The sequence below is a fragment of the Corynebacterium imitans genome (assembly GCF_000739455.1).
GTDB classification, from domain to species: Bacteria; Actinomycetota; Actinomycetes; order Mycobacteriales; family Mycobacteriaceae; genus Corynebacterium; species Corynebacterium imitans.
Genome location: NZ_CP009211.1, coordinates 1,878,592 through 1,894,236 on the forward strand (window position 1 = coordinate 1,878,592; position 15,645 = coordinate 1,894,236).

Annotated in this window: 18 protein-coding genes; 5 read left to right on the forward strand and 13 right to left on the reverse strand. The window is 64.7% G+C overall.

Annotation, left to right across the window (positions count from 1 at the left end):
• Nucleotides 1–40 precede the first annotated feature (40 nt).
• On the forward strand, nucleotides 41–205 hold the full coding sequence (locus tag CIMIT_RS12735; RefSeq protein ID WP_157727811.1) for a hypothetical protein: 165 nt from the start codon (nucleotides 41–43) through the stop codon (nucleotides 203–205).
• Here CIMIT_RS12735 and CIMIT_RS08775 read toward each other — a convergent pair.
• From CIMIT_RS08775 to CIMIT_RS08785, 3 genes are read right to left on the reverse strand one after another with little or no spacing between them, the layout of a single operon-like run.
• Entirely contained in the window at nucleotides 202–618 is a 417-nt protein-coding gene (locus CIMIT_RS08775; protein WP_051904910.1) for a hypothetical protein, read from the reverse strand. The two genes, CIMIT_RS12735 and CIMIT_RS08775, sit on opposite strands and share 4 nt — an antisense overlap.
• Entirely contained in the window at nucleotides 615–1,121 is a 507-nt protein-coding gene (locus CIMIT_RS08780) for a hypothetical protein (RefSeq protein ID WP_038591848.1), read from the reverse strand. The genes CIMIT_RS08775 and CIMIT_RS08780 overlap by 4 nt, the downstream gene beginning before the upstream one ends.
• Nucleotides 1,121–2,503 (reverse strand): glycine--tRNA ligase, encoded by a 1,383-nt coding sequence (locus tag CIMIT_RS08785; protein WP_038591851.1) that lies wholly within the window; start codon nucleotides 2,501–2,503, stop codon nucleotides 1,121–1,123. The genes CIMIT_RS08780 and CIMIT_RS08785 overlap by 1 nt, the downstream gene beginning before the upstream one ends.
• Before the next feature lie 272 nt (nucleotides 2,504–2,775).
• On the opposite strand from CIMIT_RS08785, the gene CIMIT_RS12405 reads away from it, so the two are divergent.
• A complete protein-coding gene (locus CIMIT_RS12405; protein WP_084674323.1) occupies nucleotides 2,776–3,420 on the forward strand; it encodes an ArsR/SmtB family transcription factor in 645 nt (214 codons plus the stop codon).
• Nucleotides 3,332–3,778, forward strand: coding sequence for a Fur family transcriptional regulator (locus CIMIT_RS08795; protein ID WP_038591854.1), 447 nt, complete (start codon nucleotides 3,332–3,334; stop codon nucleotides 3,776–3,778). The genes CIMIT_RS12405 and CIMIT_RS08795 overlap by 89 nt, the downstream gene beginning before the upstream one ends.
• 2 nt (nucleotides 3,779–3,780) lie before the next feature.
• Here CIMIT_RS08795 and CIMIT_RS08800 read toward each other — a convergent pair whose 3' ends face one another.
• From CIMIT_RS08800 to CIMIT_RS08820, 5 genes are all read right to left on the reverse strand, one after another.
• Nucleotides 3,781–4,527, reverse strand: a complete 747-nt coding sequence (locus CIMIT_RS08800) for an isoprenyl transferase (protein ID WP_038591857.1) — start codon at nucleotides 4,525–4,527, stop codon at nucleotides 3,781–3,783.
• A 7-nt stretch (nucleotides 4,528–4,534) separates the two neighbouring features.
• Entirely contained in the window at nucleotides 4,535–5,296 is a 762-nt protein-coding gene (gene recO, locus CIMIT_RS08805) for a DNA repair protein RecO (RefSeq protein WP_038591861.1), read from the reverse strand.
• On the reverse strand, nucleotides 5,286–6,260 hold the full coding sequence (era, locus tag CIMIT_RS08810; protein ID WP_084674324.1) for a GTPase Era: 975 nt from the start codon (nucleotides 6,258–6,260) through the stop codon (nucleotides 5,286–5,288). Before era ends, recO begins: the two co-directional genes overlap by 11 nt.
• A 42-nt stretch (nucleotides 6,261–6,302) precedes the next feature.
• On the reverse strand, nucleotides 6,303–7,442 hold the full coding sequence (locus CIMIT_RS08815; protein WP_051904912.1) for an HNH endonuclease: 1,140 nt from the start codon (nucleotides 7,440–7,442) through the stop codon (nucleotides 6,303–6,305).
• A gap of 87 nt (nucleotides 7,443–7,529) precedes the next feature.
• A complete protein-coding gene (locus CIMIT_RS08820; protein ID WP_084674325.1) occupies nucleotides 7,530–9,260 on the reverse strand; it encodes an ABC-ATPase domain-containing protein in 1,731 nt (576 codons plus the stop codon).
• A 140-nt stretch (nucleotides 9,261–9,400) separates the two neighbouring features.
• Between CIMIT_RS08820 and CIMIT_RS08825 the strand changes: the two genes are divergently transcribed.
• The gene (locus CIMIT_RS08825) at nucleotides 9,401–9,688 is read left to right on the forward strand and encodes an FmdB family zinc ribbon protein (protein WP_038591867.1); all 288 of its coding nucleotides are present in this window, start codon (nucleotides 9,401–9,403) and stop codon (nucleotides 9,686–9,688) included.
• Nucleotides 9,689–9,696: 8 nt separating this feature from the next.
• Complete coding sequence (fmdA, locus tag CIMIT_RS08830) at nucleotides 9,697–10,950, forward strand: formamidase (protein WP_038591870.1); 1,254 nt, start codon at nucleotides 9,697–9,699, stop codon at nucleotides 10,948–10,950.
• Here fmdA and pdxY (CIMIT_RS08835) read toward each other — a convergent pair.
• The 5 genes from pdxY (CIMIT_RS08835) to CIMIT_RS08855 are packed head-to-tail and all read right to left on the reverse strand — an operon-like array spanning nucleotide 10,947 to nucleotide 15,615.
• Nucleotides 10,947–11,765: a pyridoxal kinase gene (pdxY, locus tag CIMIT_RS08835; protein WP_038591873.1), complete on the reverse strand. Its 819-nt coding sequence runs from the start codon at nucleotides 11,763–11,765 to the stop codon at nucleotides 10,947–10,949. The genes fmdA and pdxY (CIMIT_RS08835) overlap by 4 nt on opposite strands.
• A complete protein-coding gene (gene pdxY, locus CIMIT_RS08840; RefSeq protein ID WP_038591876.1) occupies nucleotides 11,765–12,616 on the reverse strand; it encodes a pyridoxal kinase PdxY in 852 nt (283 codons plus the stop codon). The genes pdxY (CIMIT_RS08835) and pdxY (CIMIT_RS08840) overlap by 1 nt, the downstream gene beginning before the upstream one ends.
• 54 nt (nucleotides 12,617–12,670) lie before the next feature.
• Complete coding sequence (locus CIMIT_RS08845) at nucleotides 12,671–13,993, reverse strand: hemolysin family protein (RefSeq protein ID WP_038591879.1); 1,323 nt, start codon at nucleotides 13,991–13,993, stop codon at nucleotides 12,671–12,673.
• A 6-nt stretch (nucleotides 13,994–13,999) separates the two neighbouring features.
• Nucleotides 14,000–14,572, reverse strand: a complete 573-nt coding sequence (gene ybeY / locus CIMIT_RS08850; protein WP_038591882.1) for an rRNA maturation RNase YbeY — start codon at nucleotides 14,570–14,572, stop codon at nucleotides 14,000–14,002.
• Nucleotides 14,569–15,615, reverse strand: a complete 1,047-nt coding sequence (locus CIMIT_RS08855) for a PhoH family protein (RefSeq protein WP_231910285.1) — start codon at nucleotides 15,613–15,615, stop codon at nucleotides 14,569–14,571. Before CIMIT_RS08855 ends, ybeY begins: the two co-directional genes overlap by 4 nt.
• Between the last annotated feature and the right edge of the window lie 30 nt (nucleotides 15,616–15,645).

Below are 15,645 nucleotides of genomic sequence, written 5' to 3' on the forward strand. Positions count from 1 at the left end.
TGAAACAGTAAGACCGGATTAACAGGGAGGAGGCGAAGCAATGCGCTCGTTACTAAGCCACAAGCTCACTGGTACCGAAATCAGCGAGCTCGAATCGCTCGCCCGCTGCTCCGCCTCCCCCACCATCCGCGACCTGCTGCGCGAGATCGCCCGCGCCGCGCGCCAGGGCGAAGACGTCGTCGCCGCGGATCGGCGCGGCAACTAGTAGTAGGTGCGCCGCACCGCCGCATCCACGTAGGTCAGCGCCCACGTAATGAAGACCAGATCCAGCGTGAGCGCCGCGTGCAGTTCCACCTCGAGCGAGCCGTCGTGCTTCGGCGTCGTCACGGCGCACAGTTGCCCTGCCGCGTCGCGAATTTCCCTGCACCCGCGCACACCGACCCGGGACAACGTGTAGTCGCGGTCCGCGCAGTGCGCGGTGTAGCGCGACACCGTCAGCGAACGCTTCCGCAGCACAAACTCTTCACCGCCGGCGGATACGGCGCGCAGGCGCGCCGGGTTCATGCTGCGAAAACGCAGCTCGTGGCACCCGTAGCGCAGCACGTCGCCGCCGTCGGCGACGGCGACGTCCGCGAGCGCTTCCTGCCCTCGGTACAGCGTGTGCGCGCGCCAGATCACAGGACGAAAACCAGCACGGCGACGAGCGAGAACAGCAGCAGCGTCGCAATCAGCACGTTGGAGGACACGAGCTTGCGCGCTTCGAGGATTTCTCGGGAGATCCAGGCCAGCGACGCGACGTCGATAAGCGGCAGGCTCGTCTCGCCCTCGAACTCCAAGATGGCCTTGCGCACGCCATTGTGATCGGACGTGAACTGCGCGACCTTGGTGCCGTTGGCGTCGTCGACGATCCAGTTTTGCGACGTCTCGCCCACAAACTCGTAGCGACGGCCCTCAACCTCGACGGCGATCTGGCGCGAACGCTTCAGCGAGTCATGCGCGCGCACGATCTCGACGCCGTCGCGGGTGGCCACCGCGCCGGACTCCGGCGAAACGACCAAGTCCCACTGCTCGCCGCCGACGTTCGCCCGCTCGTGCGTAAACACGCCGAGCACCTCGGGGCCTGCCTCGGCGAGCAGCTTTAGGTTGTCGCGATCCGTGCGATCCCAGCTGACGTAGTGCATTAGCAGCCGATCAGACGGGCGGCCAGGTACGCCTCGAGCTCGTCGATCTTCACGCGCTCCTGCTCCATCGTGTCGCGCTCGCGCACGGTGACCGCGCCGTCCTCGAGCGAGTCGAAGTCGTAGGTCACGCAGAACGGGGTACCGGTCTCGTCCTGGCGGCGGTAGCGGCGGCCGATCGCGCCGGAGGTGTCAAAGTCGACGTTCCAGTGCTGGCGCAGCTTGGTTGCGAGCTCTTGCGCGGGCTCGGCGAGCTCCGGCTTCTTCGACAGCGGCAGCACGGCGACCTTCACCGGCGCGAGGCGGCGGTCCAGTTTGAGCACGACGCGGGTGTCGGTGCCGCCCTTCGCGTTCGGTGCCTCCTCCTCGTGGTAGGCGTCGATGAGGAACGCCATCATGGCGCGGCCAAGACCGGCGGCGGGCTCGATGCAGTACGGGATCCAACGCTCCTCGTTCTGCTGGTCGTAGTAGGACAGGTCCTCGCCGGAGGCCTCGGCGTGCGTCTTCAGGTCGTAGTCGGTGCGGTTGGCCACGCCCTCAAGCTCGCCCCACTTGGAGCCAGCGAACTCGTAGGCGTACTCGATGTCGACGGTGCGCTTGGAGTAGTGCGACAGCTTCTCCTGCGGGTGCTCGTAAAGGCGCAGGTTATCCGGGTTAATACCGAGGTCGACGTACCAGTCGTAGCGGTTGTCGATCCAGTACTGGTGCCACTTCTCGTCCTCGCCCGGCTTAACGAAGAACTCCATCTCCATCTGCTCGAACTCACGGGTGCGGAAGATGAAGTTACCCGGGGTGATCTCGTTGCGGAAGGACTTACCAATGTTGGCGATGCCGAACGGCGGCTTCAGGCGCGCCGATGTCATCACGTTCTTGAAGTTGACGAAGATGCCCTGCGCCGTCTCCGGGCGCATGTAGTGCAGGCCTTCCTTGTCGTCGACGGGGCCGAGGTAAGTCTTCATCAGGCCGGAGAATTCCTTCGGCTCGGTCCAGTTGCCCGGCTGGCCGGTCTCCGGGTCGTTGATGTCGGCGAGCCCGTTGGCCGGCGGGTGGCCGTGCTTCTCCTCGTAGGCCTCGAGCAGGTGGTCGGCACGGTAACGCTTGTTGGTGTGCAGCGACTCGACGAGCGGGTCAGTAAACACCTCGACGTGGCCGGAGGCTTCCCACACCTGGCGCGGCAGGATGATCGAAGTATCGACGCCAACGGTGTCGGGGCGGGAGGTGACCATGTGGCGCCACCACTGGCGCTTGATGTTCTCCTTCAGCTCAACACCGAGCGGGCCGTAGTCCCAGGCAGAGCGGGTACCGCCGTAGATCTCACCGGCGGGAAACACCAGTCCGCGGCGTTTGCAAAGGTTGACGACGGTATCGATCTTGCTGGCTGCCATGCCTAGCCTCCTGTACTCGGGTTACACGTAACGCTGACAGTCTAGCCTGTCAGCGCATTTGCTTATCGACGCCCCACGCACCACCTCCCTCCCGCTCACCCAGCACAATCCCAAATCTCTGTCTACACTGAGAAAACCATGAGCGACGTCGTGTGACCGCGCACTTCCAGGCCCGTTCGGCAACTTCGGACAGCCCCGGTGGCCTGAAGCTCGGCACGGGTACCGGCTGGAGTTCACAATGCCCATTCGCAGCGAAGAGAAAGGCCCAGGCCATGTACTCGCCCGACCACCCAGCCCCGAACCTTGACCTGACCGCCGGTCTCATCAGCGCCCTCGATTCCCGAACGCGCATCGAAATCCTGCTCCTGCTGGCGGAACGCAACCATGTGGTCCGCGAAATCGTGGAGAAGCTTGGCCGGTCGCAGCCGTCGATCTCCCAACACCTGAAGGTGCTCAAAAGCCTGCGGCTCGTTGCCGCATTCCGCCGCGGCCGCGAGATCATCTATTCCCTGCCCCGGATGGAAATCATCGACGTTATCTATGCGCTCGGCAAAGTCGCAGAAGACACGCTGCCGGACCCGTCTGAAGAGCGGAAGCGGGCAAAGAAGTCGCGAAAACCCAAGAAACCGCAGCGGACCCAGAAGGCGCAGCAGACCCGAACCTCGCAGCAGCCGCACGATGAGCGCAAGCACGAACCGCCGACCAACGCGCCGCCGCGGCCGGTGTACATCAGCTCCGCAATCCCAATTGAGGAATTTGAGAAACTCCACCGTCGGAATAACGACCACGGGGCCCGCGCCTTCGACAGTAGGGCTACGGTAGACAGGTATGGCACAGCAGCGACGCACCAACAACCCCAAAGAACCGATCCCCAAACTCGGTCCGCGGATGACGCGCCAGCGGACGGCGATTGTTGAGACGCTGCGCGACGTCGACAAGTTCGCCACCGCGAAAGACATCCATGAAGAACTCCAACTGCGCGGCGAAAAGGCCGGGCTGACCACCGTCTACCGCACCTTGCAGTCGCTGGCGGAGATTAACGCCGTCGACGTGCTACAAAACTCCGAGGGCGAAACGCTCTACCGGCACTGCCTCACCGAGCACCATCACCACCACCTCGTCTGCACCAAGTGTGGGCGCAGCGAGGAAATCGACGGCGGCCCAATCGAGTCGTGGGCGAAAGACACCGCGGATGCGTTTGGCTACAAGCTCCTCGCCCACGACGCCGAGATCTACGGCGTCTGCGCGCCGTGCACGGAGAAGGGCGGCGAGTAGCGCTACTTGTCGGCGAACTTGTCTACCGCGCCGCCGAAGCGGCGATCGCGCTTCGCGTACTCGTAGACCGCGTCGAACAGGTCGTCCTTTGTGAAGTCCGGAAAGAGTTTGTCCTGGTAGACCATCTCCGCGTAGGCGGACTGCCAGAGCAGGAAGTTCGACGTGCGCTTCTCCCCGCTCGGGCGCAGAAACAGGTCCACGTCCGGCATGTCGGGGCGGTAGAGGTACTGGGAGAAAGACTTCTCGGTAATATCCTGCGGGCGGATCTTCCCCTCGCGGGCGTCGGCAGCGAGCTTGCGCACCCCGTCGATAATCTCTGCGCGGCCACCGTAGTTAATGCACATGGCCAAGGTCAGGCCGGTGTTGTCCTGCGTGAGTTCCTCCGCGGCTTCGAGTTCGCGCAGCACAGAGCGCCACAGCCGCGGCCTGCGCCCCGCCCACACAATACGGACGTTCTTCTCGTGCAGCTCGTCGCGCTGGCGGTGCAGGACGTCGCGGGAAAAGCCGAGGATGAAGCGAACCTCAGAGGCCGCGCGCCGCCAGTTCTCGGTGGAAAACGCATACGCCGACAGCCACTTGACCGTGCCTAGCTCAATGCACGCATCCACGCAGTCCATCAGCACCGCCTCGCCCTGCTTGTGGCCTTCCGTGCGTTTGAGGCCACGCTGCTGCGCCCAACGGCCGTTGCCGTCCATGACGAGCGCGATGTGGCGGGGGATGAATTCAGGGTCGATCTGGCGCGAAGTCATTCCCCTATTATGCCTGTTCCATCATCCGCAAGCTTTTCAACCCGGCCTCCAGGTGGTACTGCAGGTGCGCGGTGGTGGCGCGGTGGACTTGGGCAAGCACAGTCGCGCTCGCACCTGCGTTGAGTGCTGCAGGCGCGTAGGCGTAGCCGTTGGCGAGCAGCCACATCGCGTGCAGCGTCTCCGGGTCGACCTCGAGCGAGCCTGGCGGGCGGCAGTTGGTACATACCGCCCCTCCCACCGCCGCGTGAAACGCGCGGTGCGGGCCCAGCCGTTCGCAGTTGGCGCAGTTGTAGAGGCTAAGCCCCCAGCCGGCGTGTTCGGTGGCGCGCAGGATGAACGCGTCAAGGACCTGCGTCGGGTCGTTCGCCGTTTGCAGCTGCGCAATCGAGTTTTTGACCAAGTCGAACAGTACGGTGTCGCCTTCTTCGTAGGTGAGCTTCTCCGCCGTTTCCAGCACCGCGCAAGCCGCCGCGTAACGTTCGAAGTCCTCGATGATGTGCGCGCCGTGGTAAGCAACGGTATCGGCGGCGGTAATCGTGGACAAGCCGCGGCCCGGATACACCTGCACGTCGAGGTCGACGAAAGGCTGCAGCCGCGAACCGAACCGGGAGCGCGATTTCCGCACGCCCTTCGCCACGCCGCGGACAAGGCCGTGCGTGCGGGTGAGCAGCACGATGACGCGGTCGGCCTCACCGAAATCGTAGGTTCGCACCACGAACGCCCGGTCGCGCCACGACGGGCGCGAACCCCCTCGACGCTTAGAAGCCAAGACGCCCCAACGCCTTCGGGTCCTGCTGCCAGTTCTTCAGCACCTTGATCCGCAAATCCAGGTACACGTTGCGGCCAAGAAGTTCAATGATCTGCTTGCGCGCGCGGTGTGTAATGCCCGACAGGCGACGGCCGCCGGGACCATCGAGGATGCGCTGCTGGCCAGGCCGCTCCAGGTAGATCACCGCGTAGATCATGGTCCGTTCCGGGTTGCCGGGGTCGGGCACCATCTCATCGACTTGGACGGCGACCGAGTGTGGCAGCTCGTCGCGAAGCCCCTGCAGTGCCTCCTCGCGGATCAGTTCCGCAATGCGTGCCTCGATCCCCTCGTCGGTAACGTCGCCGACGGGATAGAACCGAGGGCCCTCGGGCAGCTGGCTAACCAGCACGTCGAGCAGCACGTCCGTTTGCACTCCGCCGGTCGCGGACACGGGCACGACCTCGCTGTCCGGGCCGAGCAGCTCGTGCAGCTCTAGCAGACGCTCCCCCACTGTGTCACGCGACGCCTTATCCAGTTTGGTCACAATGCCCACCACTGGCGTGTTTGGCTTGATACGGCGGATTTGGTCGAGGATGTAGCGGTCGCCGGGGCCGATTTTCTCGTCGGCGGGGACGGTGAAGCCGATGACGTCGACGTCGGCAAATGTGTCCTTCACCACGTCGTTGAGCCGTTCGCCGAGCAAGGTGCGGGGGCGGTGCATCCCCGGCGTGTCGACGAGGATGACCTGCGCGTCGTCGCGGTTCACGATGCCGCGAATCGGCCGCCGAGTCGTCTCCGGCTGATCCGCCATGATCGCTACCTTCTCCCCCACGAGAGCGTTCGTCAGCGTCGACTTTCCCGTATTAGGACGGCCGACGAAACTGACAAAACCCGAGCGGAACCCTTCCGGTGTGTTGGTAAACCCGGCGGCACCGGCGTTCGCGTCGTCGGGCAGGTCGGCTTCATCAGGGAAGAAAGTGCTCATAGGCCGCAATCTTACCCGGCGCTCCCCACAAACTGTGTGACGCTAGTGCGCGCCTTCTGGTTGCACCGCGTGCAGGTGTCGGGCTTTCGTCCGTTTGCGTGCAGCCTCGGCTTCGCGGTACTTGGCCAGGTCGGCGCGACGCTCGCGCCGTTCGTCCTCCACGAAGCGAGCCTTCCCAGTCGCGTCTGAGACCCACGCGAGCCTGCCGTTAATGCGCTCCATGCGCCCGAAGCCCTTCTGCCCGTTGACACCGTTGTGGTACGGGCACAGCCAACACAGGTTTTCCGGTTTGGTTTCGCCGCCACGGACGTGCTCGGTGAGGTGGTGCGCTTCGCACTCTTCGGACGGGCAGTTGCAGCCGGGCCAGCAACAGGTCTGCGATTCCGCGTCGCACGCTCGGCGTTGCTTGTAGGTGGCTATCCGTCCGTCGTAGGTGTTAATCGGCCCGAGCGTGGGGCCCGTCAGCGTGATCAGGCACTGTTCGCGCAGTTCGCGTTCGACGACTTCGGCACCGGTGAGAATGGTGCCGTCGGTAAGCTCGACGAGCACGTCGTCGCCTTCACCGTGGATGACGCGGGCGATGTCGTGCACGCTGAGCACGGCGTGCGTGGTGATATCGGTTTGCACGATCGGACGGTGCGTTCGCATCCATTCGATCGGATCAAGCGGGCGACCTTCCTCGTCCTTCGCGTTTTTCAGCGTGGTCACGAGCGGCTGGACGTCTTTCGACGGCCCGGTAATCGACATGGTGATTTTGTCGCCGACGCGGCGTGTGCGCAGGCCGTCGACAAGCGGCTTCTTCTGCTGGTACTTACCCTTGATGCGGCGCGCAGCCCGCCGCACCACTTGCGTATCCCCAGCTATCCGGCACAGCTCCTCCCGGAATCGCCAACGCGCGTTTGCATCTTTGATGTTGCGTGAGGCTTGCTTAACGACGGCCAACGTCTCCACACAGAAGCGCAACCGCCGCGCCGACTCCCGACATCGTTTTTGATATCTCGAATGTGAGACCGGGCCGTAGAAGAGTTCGGCGAGTTCTATGAGGTCAGTTGCGTAGTCGTCGGGCATGTCGAGGGCGATCAGGTCGTCGTAGGTTTTCCCCTCCTCCGCGACCCAGGCGACGAGTGCCATGCCGTCGTTGCGAAGCGAGAAGTAATTTGCGATCGTTTCGTTATTAATCATGCGAGCGACGCTAATGCATGTCGTTTGTTTCGTCAAGAGATGAACAGAAATTTCTTTTACTTCGCAGGTCATCACAGCTTGAAGGTTTTATTCGACGCGCAAGTTTCGGAAACGATTCACCGCAGCCAGTATCTCGAAACGACGCGGCAGCGTGAGGTGCCCCGGGTGCGCGCGTCCCGGCGCGAGCGTTTCGACGCCCGCGGCGAGCTCTTCACACAGGGCGTCGGCAACGTCGGCAAGCAGGGCCCCACCGTCGGCCAGCGCGTCGAACCGCCTGAGCGCGAGCGCGATCGCGGACACCTGCGCTGCCCCGGCGAGCTGCGAGAGACTCCGCAGGTCAATAGCGCTTTTCCCAACGGTGATCACCTCCTCTCCGCGCGCCTTCGGCGGCTTCGGACCGCTCGCGAATTGCGGGCCGGCCAGGCGGCGCACATCGGGCCCGAACATTTCGGCCGACACCGGCAACTGCTCCGGCGCGTGGCCCCGACCAATCTCGTGCGCACGAACGGTCACGTTGGCAGGCACATACGCATCCATCGCGATGACCGTATCCGCAAGACCCAAAAACGCACCGGAGCCACCGGCGACGAGCACCGTCGACACGCCGCGCCGAACGTAAAACCCCCGTACGCGAGCGCCCAGCGGCGTAATCGGCTCCCGGTCGTCCGCAATGAGCTGGCTCATCACGGAGTCTCTGAGCATGAAGTTGGTGGCGGAGGTGTCCTCGTCGATAAGCAACGCGCTCGCACCTGCCTGCAACGCCTCGATAACGTTCGCCGCCTGCGAGGTCGAACCTGACGCGTTTGTGGTGGAGAAACGGGTGGTATCCGCGCCGCTCGGCAGGTTGGTGATGAACGGGGAGATGTCCTGCGCCGTTACCGGCCTGCCATCCTCGGCGCGGACGGCGGTGGCGTCGGCGCGGGTGAGGGCGAACTCACGGCCGTCGCCAAGCGTGTGCGCGTAGACACCACGCTCAAGCGCGCGCAACAGCGTTGATTTGCCGTGGTAGCCACCCCCGACGATCACTGTCACCCCTTCCGGCACCCCCATGCCTTTGATGCGGCGGCCGCTGGGCAGGACGAACTTCTCGCGCAAACTTTTCGGACTGCGGAACGGCACCCCGTCCGGCAGCGGGAGATCGCTCGCCCCGGACCGCCGCGCAAGCATCGCCCCATCAGCCACAAATGCCACTAGACTGCGCTCCGGCAACGCAGCGCGCAACGCCTCCTGGTCACGCAGCAGCCACACCGCCCGCTCGAGCGCAGCGCCTTCGGTACGCATCCCCGCGGCGACGGCGGCCACCACCTTGTCCACGAGCAACGTCGCCGCCTGCCGACCCAACACCCTACGCCCACGCGCGGGCAGACCAACAAGCAGGCGAAACTCAATGCGGTCGCGTGCGACCAGGACGTTAGTCCGCTCGATAACCTCCTGACCAAGCTCGCCGATACTAATCGTGTTCGACTTTCCACTGCCTGCGCCCGCCCGATAAGTGCCAGCAAGGTAGGCGGCAACCTCGCGCGCCAACGAGTCCGACACCGCAACACGGTCGAGCCGGGATGCAGTGAACTCCGACGCCAGGTCAAGCTCCGCGCGCGGCACAATAACCCGCACCTTTGACGGCGCCGCGAAAGGGTCCGCCTGCACGTGATCCACTGCGATCTGCCACTGTCCGCCCTCGTCACGATACGAGCCAACAAGCTGCTTGTACGCGCCGTATCCTGCACCATCAAGCTCCTGGCACCGCGCGGCCAACTGCGCCCACGTGCCGCCAGTTCTCCGCTGCGCCCTCCGACGTTTCCTTCGCTGTTGTGCCATACCGCTACCGTAACGGCCGATGACCGCAGCGGCCGACGTCGCCACCCCCAGGCGAGTGCAGTCACTCCAGACTTTTATTGCAGTTCGCGTTACACTGGCACCACTTCTGTGATCGAATTAACGACCTGAAAGCGAGCGCCATGCCGTTCTACGAATTCCGCTGCCACACCGGCCACACCACGGAACGACTCCTGCCCATGTCCTCAGATACCCGCACTACCGAGTGCCAGACCTGCGGCGACGAGGCGAACCGGGTGATCAGCGCGCCGGCGGTGGCGGGCGTCGACAAGCGCAAGGCGCGCCTCGTCGAGGCAACACAGAAGAGTGCGTACGAACCCGCAGTGGTCAACTCGGTACCGAGTTCGGGTAACCGCCGCGCCACTCCGGTGTCGCACAACCCACAACACGCAAAACTGCCCAAACCTTAGGAGGAACCATGCCTCAGAATCTCTTCCCGCTCGATTCAACGAAGACGTTCCCCGAACAGGAGCACGTCGGCCACAACCGCTGGCACCCCGACATCCCACCCGTTCACACGGTGCAGCCAGGCGATTCATTCCGCATCGACTGCCGCGAATGGTTCGACGGCGACATCCACAACGACGACAGCGCCGACGACATCCGCGACGCACCGCTCAACAAGGTCCATGCACTGTCAGGCCCGTTCCGCATCGAGGGCGCAAAACCAGGCGACCTGCTCATCGTCGACATCCTCGATGTCGGCCCGATCCCGCAAGAAGAGGGACCGCTCGCAGGCCAAGGCTGGGGCTACACAGGTATCTTCGCCAAGAAGAACGGCGGCAGCTTCCTCACCGACCAATTCCCCGACGCTTACAAGGCCGTGTGGGACTTCAAGGGCCAGACTGCCACCTCCCGGCACATCCCGGGCGTGAGCTTCACCGGGATTATCCACCCCGGTCTCATGGGCACCGCGCCCTCCCACGAGCTGCTGAACACCTGGAACCAGCGCGAAGCAGCACTGATCGCCACCGACCCCGAGCGCGTCCCGCCGCTCGCGCTGCCGCCAGAGCCCGACCATGCCATCCTCGGAACGCTCACCGGTGCCGACTTCGACCGTGTCGCCAGCGAAGGTGCGCGCACCGCCCCGCCGCGCGAAAACGGCGGCAACCAGGACATCAAGAACCTGTCCAAGGGCACGCGCGTGTTCTACCCCGTCTTCGTCGACGGCGCGAACTTCTCCGTCGGCGACCTGCACTTCTCCCAAGGCGACGGCGAAATTACCTTCTGCGGTGGTATCGAGATGGGCGGCTTCATTGACGTCCACGTCGACATCATTAAAGACGGCATGGCGAAGTACGGCGTGAGCGAAAACGCCATCTTCATGCCCGGCAACGTCGAACCGAACTACAGCCAGTGGCTCGCGTTCTCCGGCACCTCCGTCACGCTCGAAGGCGAGCAGCGCTACCTGGACTCCCAACTCGCCTACCAGCGCGCATGCTTGCACGCCATCGACTACCTCACCACCTTCGGATGGTCGCCTGAGCAGGCATATCTCCTGCTGGGTGCCGCGCCTATTGAGGGGCGCTTCTCCGGCGTCGTAGACATTCCGAACGCGTGCGCCACGGTGTACCTGCCGACGGAAATCTTCGACATCGACATCCGCCCCGGTGCCGGCGAACCGCCGCGCATCGATCCGGGCATCGGCGCGCCGCGCTCGTCGTTCGCCTAAGCCCTGCGCGCAGGGTTGACGATGCAGTCCTGCAGTTCGATCAGCGGCAGCTCGTCGAGCCCGCGCTCGCGCACCGCGCGCACCATCGCCCCCATCGTCCCAGCGATGTGGGCGAGGCGCGCTTGCGGTGCGTCATCCATCAGCGCTGCGTAGAGTGCCGTTGCCAAGTCGCCGGCACCGACGACGTTTCCGCCAAGACGCGGCGCGTCGACGCGACACACATCGGTTGGCGTCACATCTACCATCCCAATCGTTGCCGGATCCCCAGTCTCCACCGACGTGACCAGCGCGTTTTCGCACAGGGAGCCCGCCGCGTCGGCGAGCGTGTCAGTGTAGGCGGTGTCAGCCGGGTCGAGGCGCTGACCTGTGAGTAGTTCGAGTTCCCACTGATTGGGCGTAATGGCGTCGGCAAGCGGGATGAGCGTATCCGTGTAGACGTCCGGGATGTCGTCGCTGACAAAGGAGCCGACCTCCGCGTTGCCGATGACCGGATCACACACGTAGCGCGCCTGCGGGTTGGTCTGTTTGATGGCCATGACCACGTCGTGGACCACCTCCGCCATTTCCGCGGTGCCCAGGTAGCCGCTAACAAACAGGTCCACCTGCGGGAACGCGAACTCCATGCCGCGCAAGATCTCGCGCACATTCTCCGCGCCGAGTACCGGGCCGCGCCACGTGGGGTACTCGGTGTGGTTGGAAAAGTTGACGGTGTGCACCGGCCACACCTCGTGGCCCAGCCGCTGCATCGGGAACACCGCGGCTGAGTTGCCGACGTGCCCATAGGCGACGGCCGACTGCAGCGAGATGATGTTCATCAGAGTTTTTCCACGCTGAACTGCAACTGCGGATTGGCGTAGTAGTCCTGCGCCTCGACCAGCTTCAGCTCCGGCGAGTCGGCCTCGAAGGTCATCCGCAGCATGTCGAAGACGGAACTGGCGGTGCGCGCGAGCGCGTCGGCCGCGTCCGCGCCGCGCAGGTAGTGGCCGGTGAACAGGGCCGCAGTCACGTCGCCGGAACCGTTGCGCTTGAACGGCAGGCGTGGGGTGCGCACGATCCACGCGCCCTTGTCGTCGACAGCGAGCATCTCGATGGTGTCTGCCGGCGCATCAGGGCGCTCGACGGAGGTGACCAGCACTGTCGACGGGCCCATGTCGCGGGCGGCGTCGACGGCGGCGAGCGTGGAATCGAGATCGCGCACGTCGCGCTCGGTGAGGTAGCCCAGTTCGAACTGGTTTGGCGTGATCAGATCTGCGACCGGCACGACCTTGTCGCGCAGCAGCGGCGGAATGTTGTCGGAGACGTGGCAGCCGGATTTCGCGTTGCCCATCACGGGGTCGCAGGCGTAGATCGCGTTCGGGTTCTTCGCCTTGACCTGGGCGACTGCGTCGATGATGACGTCAGCGATGTCGTCGCCGCCCTGGTAGCCGGACAGGACGGCGTCGACGCGCGCGAGTGCGCCACGCTCGTCCATACCGGTAATGATCTCGGCGACGTCTGAGGCCGGGATCATCGGCCCAGTCCAGTGGCCGTAGCCGGTGTGGTTGGAAAAATTGACGGTGTAGACGGGCCACACCTCGTGGCCGATGCGCTGCATGGGAAAAACGGCGGCCGAGTTGCCCACGTGCCCGTAGGCCACGGCCGACTGGATGGAGAGGATGTTGCTCATGGCACCTATTGTGCACCGCCGCTTCGCGACGCCCGCGTTAAGGGCTGACAACGTTTAGGCTTCCGCGTCGAGGGGTTCAGCGGGTGGGGCGGGGACGTCGATAAGCACGGTCCTGGTCTTGATCCGGCCGCGGCGGTCGAAGCCGCCCTCGGCGGTGTAGCGCACGCCGTCGATGACCGTTGATGAGCCCGGCAGCGGGACGCGGCCCAGCTGGTAGGACAACAGGCCGGCGACGGTGTCGACGGAGTCGGTGAGCTCGTCGTCGAACTCCACCTTGTAGTCGAAGTGGTCCTCAAGGTAGTCCACCAGATCGTCCAGCGGCAGGCGGGATTGCGCGCGGAAGCGGCGCTCGCCGACCTGCTCGATCGGGGCATCTTCGTCCTCGTCATACTCGTCGGTGATCTCGCCGACGATTTCCTCCAGCAGGTCCTCCATCGTGAGCAGGCCTGCGACGTTGCCGAACTCGTCGATGACGATCGCGATGTGCATGTTCTGCTGCTGCATCTGCCGCAACAGCTCGTCCAGCGGCTTCGACTCCGGTACGAACAGCGGCTCGCGCATGAACTCCGTGAGCACCGTAGATGCGGCGACCGGCGCGCCATTCGGACCGAACATGTCCTTCAGGTAGGCCACGCCGACGATCTCGTCGACGTTTTCGCCGATCAGCGGCACGCGCGAGTGCCCGGAGCGCACCATCAGACTGGTCGCCTGGCGCGCCGTCTTCTCGCCTTCGATCCAGATCATCTCCGGCCGCGGCACCATCACTTGGCGGGCAGGCGTCGACGCGAGGTCGAAAATGTTCTGGATCATCCGCCCCTCAGTCGTCTCCACCACGCCCTTTTCCTGCGCGATGTCAACGGCTTCCCGCAGTTCCACCTCTGTGGCGTAGGGGCCGTCGCGGAAGTCCTCGCCTGGGTGGAAGACGTTGCCCAGCTTGATCAGGCCGCGCGCGACCGGGCCGAGCACGGCGTTAAAGAGCACCAGCCACTGCGCCGCCTTCAGAGAAATCGTGTACGGGTTGCGCTTGCCCGCGGTGCGGGCGAAGACCCCGATGATGCTGAACTGCAGCAGCGCCACCGCCACCACAGCCGCCGTGATCGCCCACGCGTCTTGCTCGATGAGGTCCATCGCCGTCATCGCTGCGAACACGGCCGCGGTGATGTCCAGCACGGTGTGCAGCATGACCAGCATGTTGATGTGGTTTGCGCGCGAGTTGACCACGCGCAGCAGCGCGGGCGCGCCCGGCACCTCGTCTTTCACCATGGTTTCTACGCGGGCGCGGGACACTGGGGTGAGGGCGGATTCAACGGAGCCGAACAGGCCGGAAAGCAGCATCGCCGCAATCGCGACAACGCCATAGATGATGGTGTGATGCATAAAAGCCTAGTTTTCTTCCCGTTCGCGCATCCGGCGGTCGAGTTCTTCGCGGTCGGCGGCGGACGGGAACGCGTGCGGGCCTGTGGGCTTAGGTTGGTATTCCACGTCGCGGGCCGCCAGCGAGTCGTACCAGTCCGCGAGGATCTCGTTCTGCAGCGCGAACATCTCACGCTCGTCGGCGGGCTGGATGTGGTCGTAGCCCAGCAGGTGCAACACGCCGTGGACGGTGAGCAGCGCAAGCTCGTGGGCCAGGTCGTGGCCCGCCATCTCGGCCTGCTTGCGGTCGAAGGCCGGGCACAGGATGATGTCGCCGAGCATCGCCGCGCCCAGCGGGTTCGCGTCGGGGCGCCCGCCGCCCGGGGTCAGCTCGTCCATAGGGAAGCTCATCACATCCGTGGGGCCTTCCAGGTCCATCCAGCGCACGTGGAGATCCGCCATCGTCGCCTCGTCGACGAGCGTAATGGTCGCCTCGGTGTCGGGGTGAACGTCCATGGCTTGGAGGGCGAACGAGCAGACGTCGATAAGCATTTGCTCATTGACTTCCGCCTCGCCGGACTCGTTGAGAACCTCAATGCTCACTGCTTTGCCTCCTGTTCGCGCTCGCGCTCAAGCTCGCGCTGGCGCTTCTCGTAGCGCATGGAATTCTGGGCATCGTGCCGGTCGTAGGCGGCGACGATGCGGGAAATCAGGTGGTGGCGTACGACGTCCTCGCCGCGCATCTCCTGAAACGCGATGTCCTCAATGTTGGCGAGGATACGGCGCGCCACGCGCAGGCCAGAGACCGTGCCGCGCGGCAGATCCACCTGGGAAATATCGCCCGTGACCACCATCTTCGAGCCGAAGCCCAGGCGCGTAAGGAACATCTTCATCTGTGCGCCGGTTGTATTTTGCGCCTCGTCGAGGATCACAAACGCGTCCGAGAGCGTGCGGCCGCGCATGTACGCGAGCGGGGCGACCTCGATGATGCCGGCGTCTACCAGCTTCGGGATCGTCTCGGGGTCGATCATGTCGCGCAACGCGTCGTACAGCGGGCGCAGGTAGGGGTCGATCTTGTCGCTGAGCGTGCCGGGCAAAAAGCCCAGCTTCTCGCCCGCTTCCACTGCGGGGCGGGTCAAAATGATGCGCTTGACCTCCTTGGCCTGCAGCGCCTGCACCGCTTTCGCCACCGCGAGGTAGGTCTTGCCGGAGCCTGCCGGGCCGATGCCGAAGGTAATGGTGTGCTCGTCGATCGCGTCAACGTAGGCGCGCTGGCCCGTCGTTTTCGGGCGGATCACTTTGCCGCGCCGAGCGACGATCTCCGCGCCGAGGACGTCTGCGGCTGACTCCGGCGCCTCCGCCTCCGTGATGCGCACGGCTTGGACGACGGTGTCTTGGTCGACCGGCACGCCGCGGCGGGCCATGGACTCCAGCTCGTCGACCACGCGCGCAGCTGAGAGCACCTCGGCCTCCGTGCCGCGCACCGTCAAGGTTGTGCCACGCGCGTGTAGGTTCGCCGCGAGCTGCCGGTTAAGCACCCGCAGGTTCGCGTCGTTGACGCCGAGGACCGCCTGCGCGTAGGCCGAATCGAGGTCAAGCTTGCGGGTCACCTTCGCCGAATCGCCTGCGGTAAGTGAAGAATTCACGTCATTGTGATTGTGCATTGTGCTCCCAAC

Excerpts from the sequence above, each read along its gene's own strand:
- CIMIT_RS08845 (WP_038591879.1), bottom strand. The coding sequence starts at position 13,993 with ATGCATCACACCATCATCTATGGCGTTGTCGCGATTGCGGCGATGCTG.
- CIMIT_RS08785 (WP_038591851.1), bottom strand. The coding sequence starts at position 2,503 with ATGGCAGCCAGCAAGATCGATACCGTCGTCAACCTTTGCAAACGCCGC.
- CIMIT_RS08800 (WP_038591857.1), bottom strand. The coding sequence starts at position 4,527 with ATGACTTCGCGCCAGATCGACCCTGAATTCATCCCCCGCCACATCGCG.
- pdxY (WP_038591873.1), bottom strand. The coding sequence starts at position 11,765 with ATGAACATCATCTCGCTGCAGTCGGCCGTCGCCTATGGGCACGTCGGC.
- CIMIT_RS08795 (WP_038591854.1), top strand. The coding sequence starts at position 3,332 with ATGGCACAGCAGCGACGCACCAACAACCCCAAAGAACCGATCCCCAAA.
- CIMIT_RS12405 (WP_084674323.1), top strand. The coding sequence starts at position 2,776 with ATGTACTCGCCCGACCACCCAGCCCCGAACCTTGACCTGACCGCCGGT.
- CIMIT_RS08815 (WP_051904912.1), bottom strand. The coding sequence starts at position 7,442 with ATGATTAATAACGAAACGATCGCAAATTACTTCTCGCTTCGCAACGAC.
- CIMIT_RS08825 (WP_038591867.1), top strand. The coding sequence starts at position 9,401 with ATGCCGTTCTACGAATTCCGCTGCCACACCGGCCACACCACGGAACGA.
- era (WP_084674324.1), bottom strand. The coding sequence starts at position 6,260 with ATGAGCACTTTCTTCCCTGATGAAGCCGACCTGCCCGACGACGCGAAC.
- pdxY (WP_038591876.1), bottom strand. The coding sequence starts at position 12,616 with ATGAGCAACATCCTCTCCATCCAGTCGGCCGTGGCCTACGGGCACGTG.
- fmdA (WP_038591870.1), top strand. The coding sequence starts at position 9,697 with ATGCCTCAGAATCTCTTCCCGCTCGATTCAACGAAGACGTTCCCCGAA.
- CIMIT_RS12735 (WP_157727811.1), top strand. The coding sequence starts at position 41 with ATGCGCTCGTTACTAAGCCACAAGCTCACTGGTACCGAAATCAGCGAG.
- CIMIT_RS08780 (WP_038591848.1), bottom strand. The coding sequence starts at position 1,121 with ATGCACTACGTCAGCTGGGATCGCACGGATCGCGACAACCTAAAGCTG.
- CIMIT_RS08820 (WP_084674325.1), bottom strand. The coding sequence starts at position 9,260 with ATGGCACAACAGCGAAGGAAACGTCGGAGGGCGCAGCGGAGAACTGGC.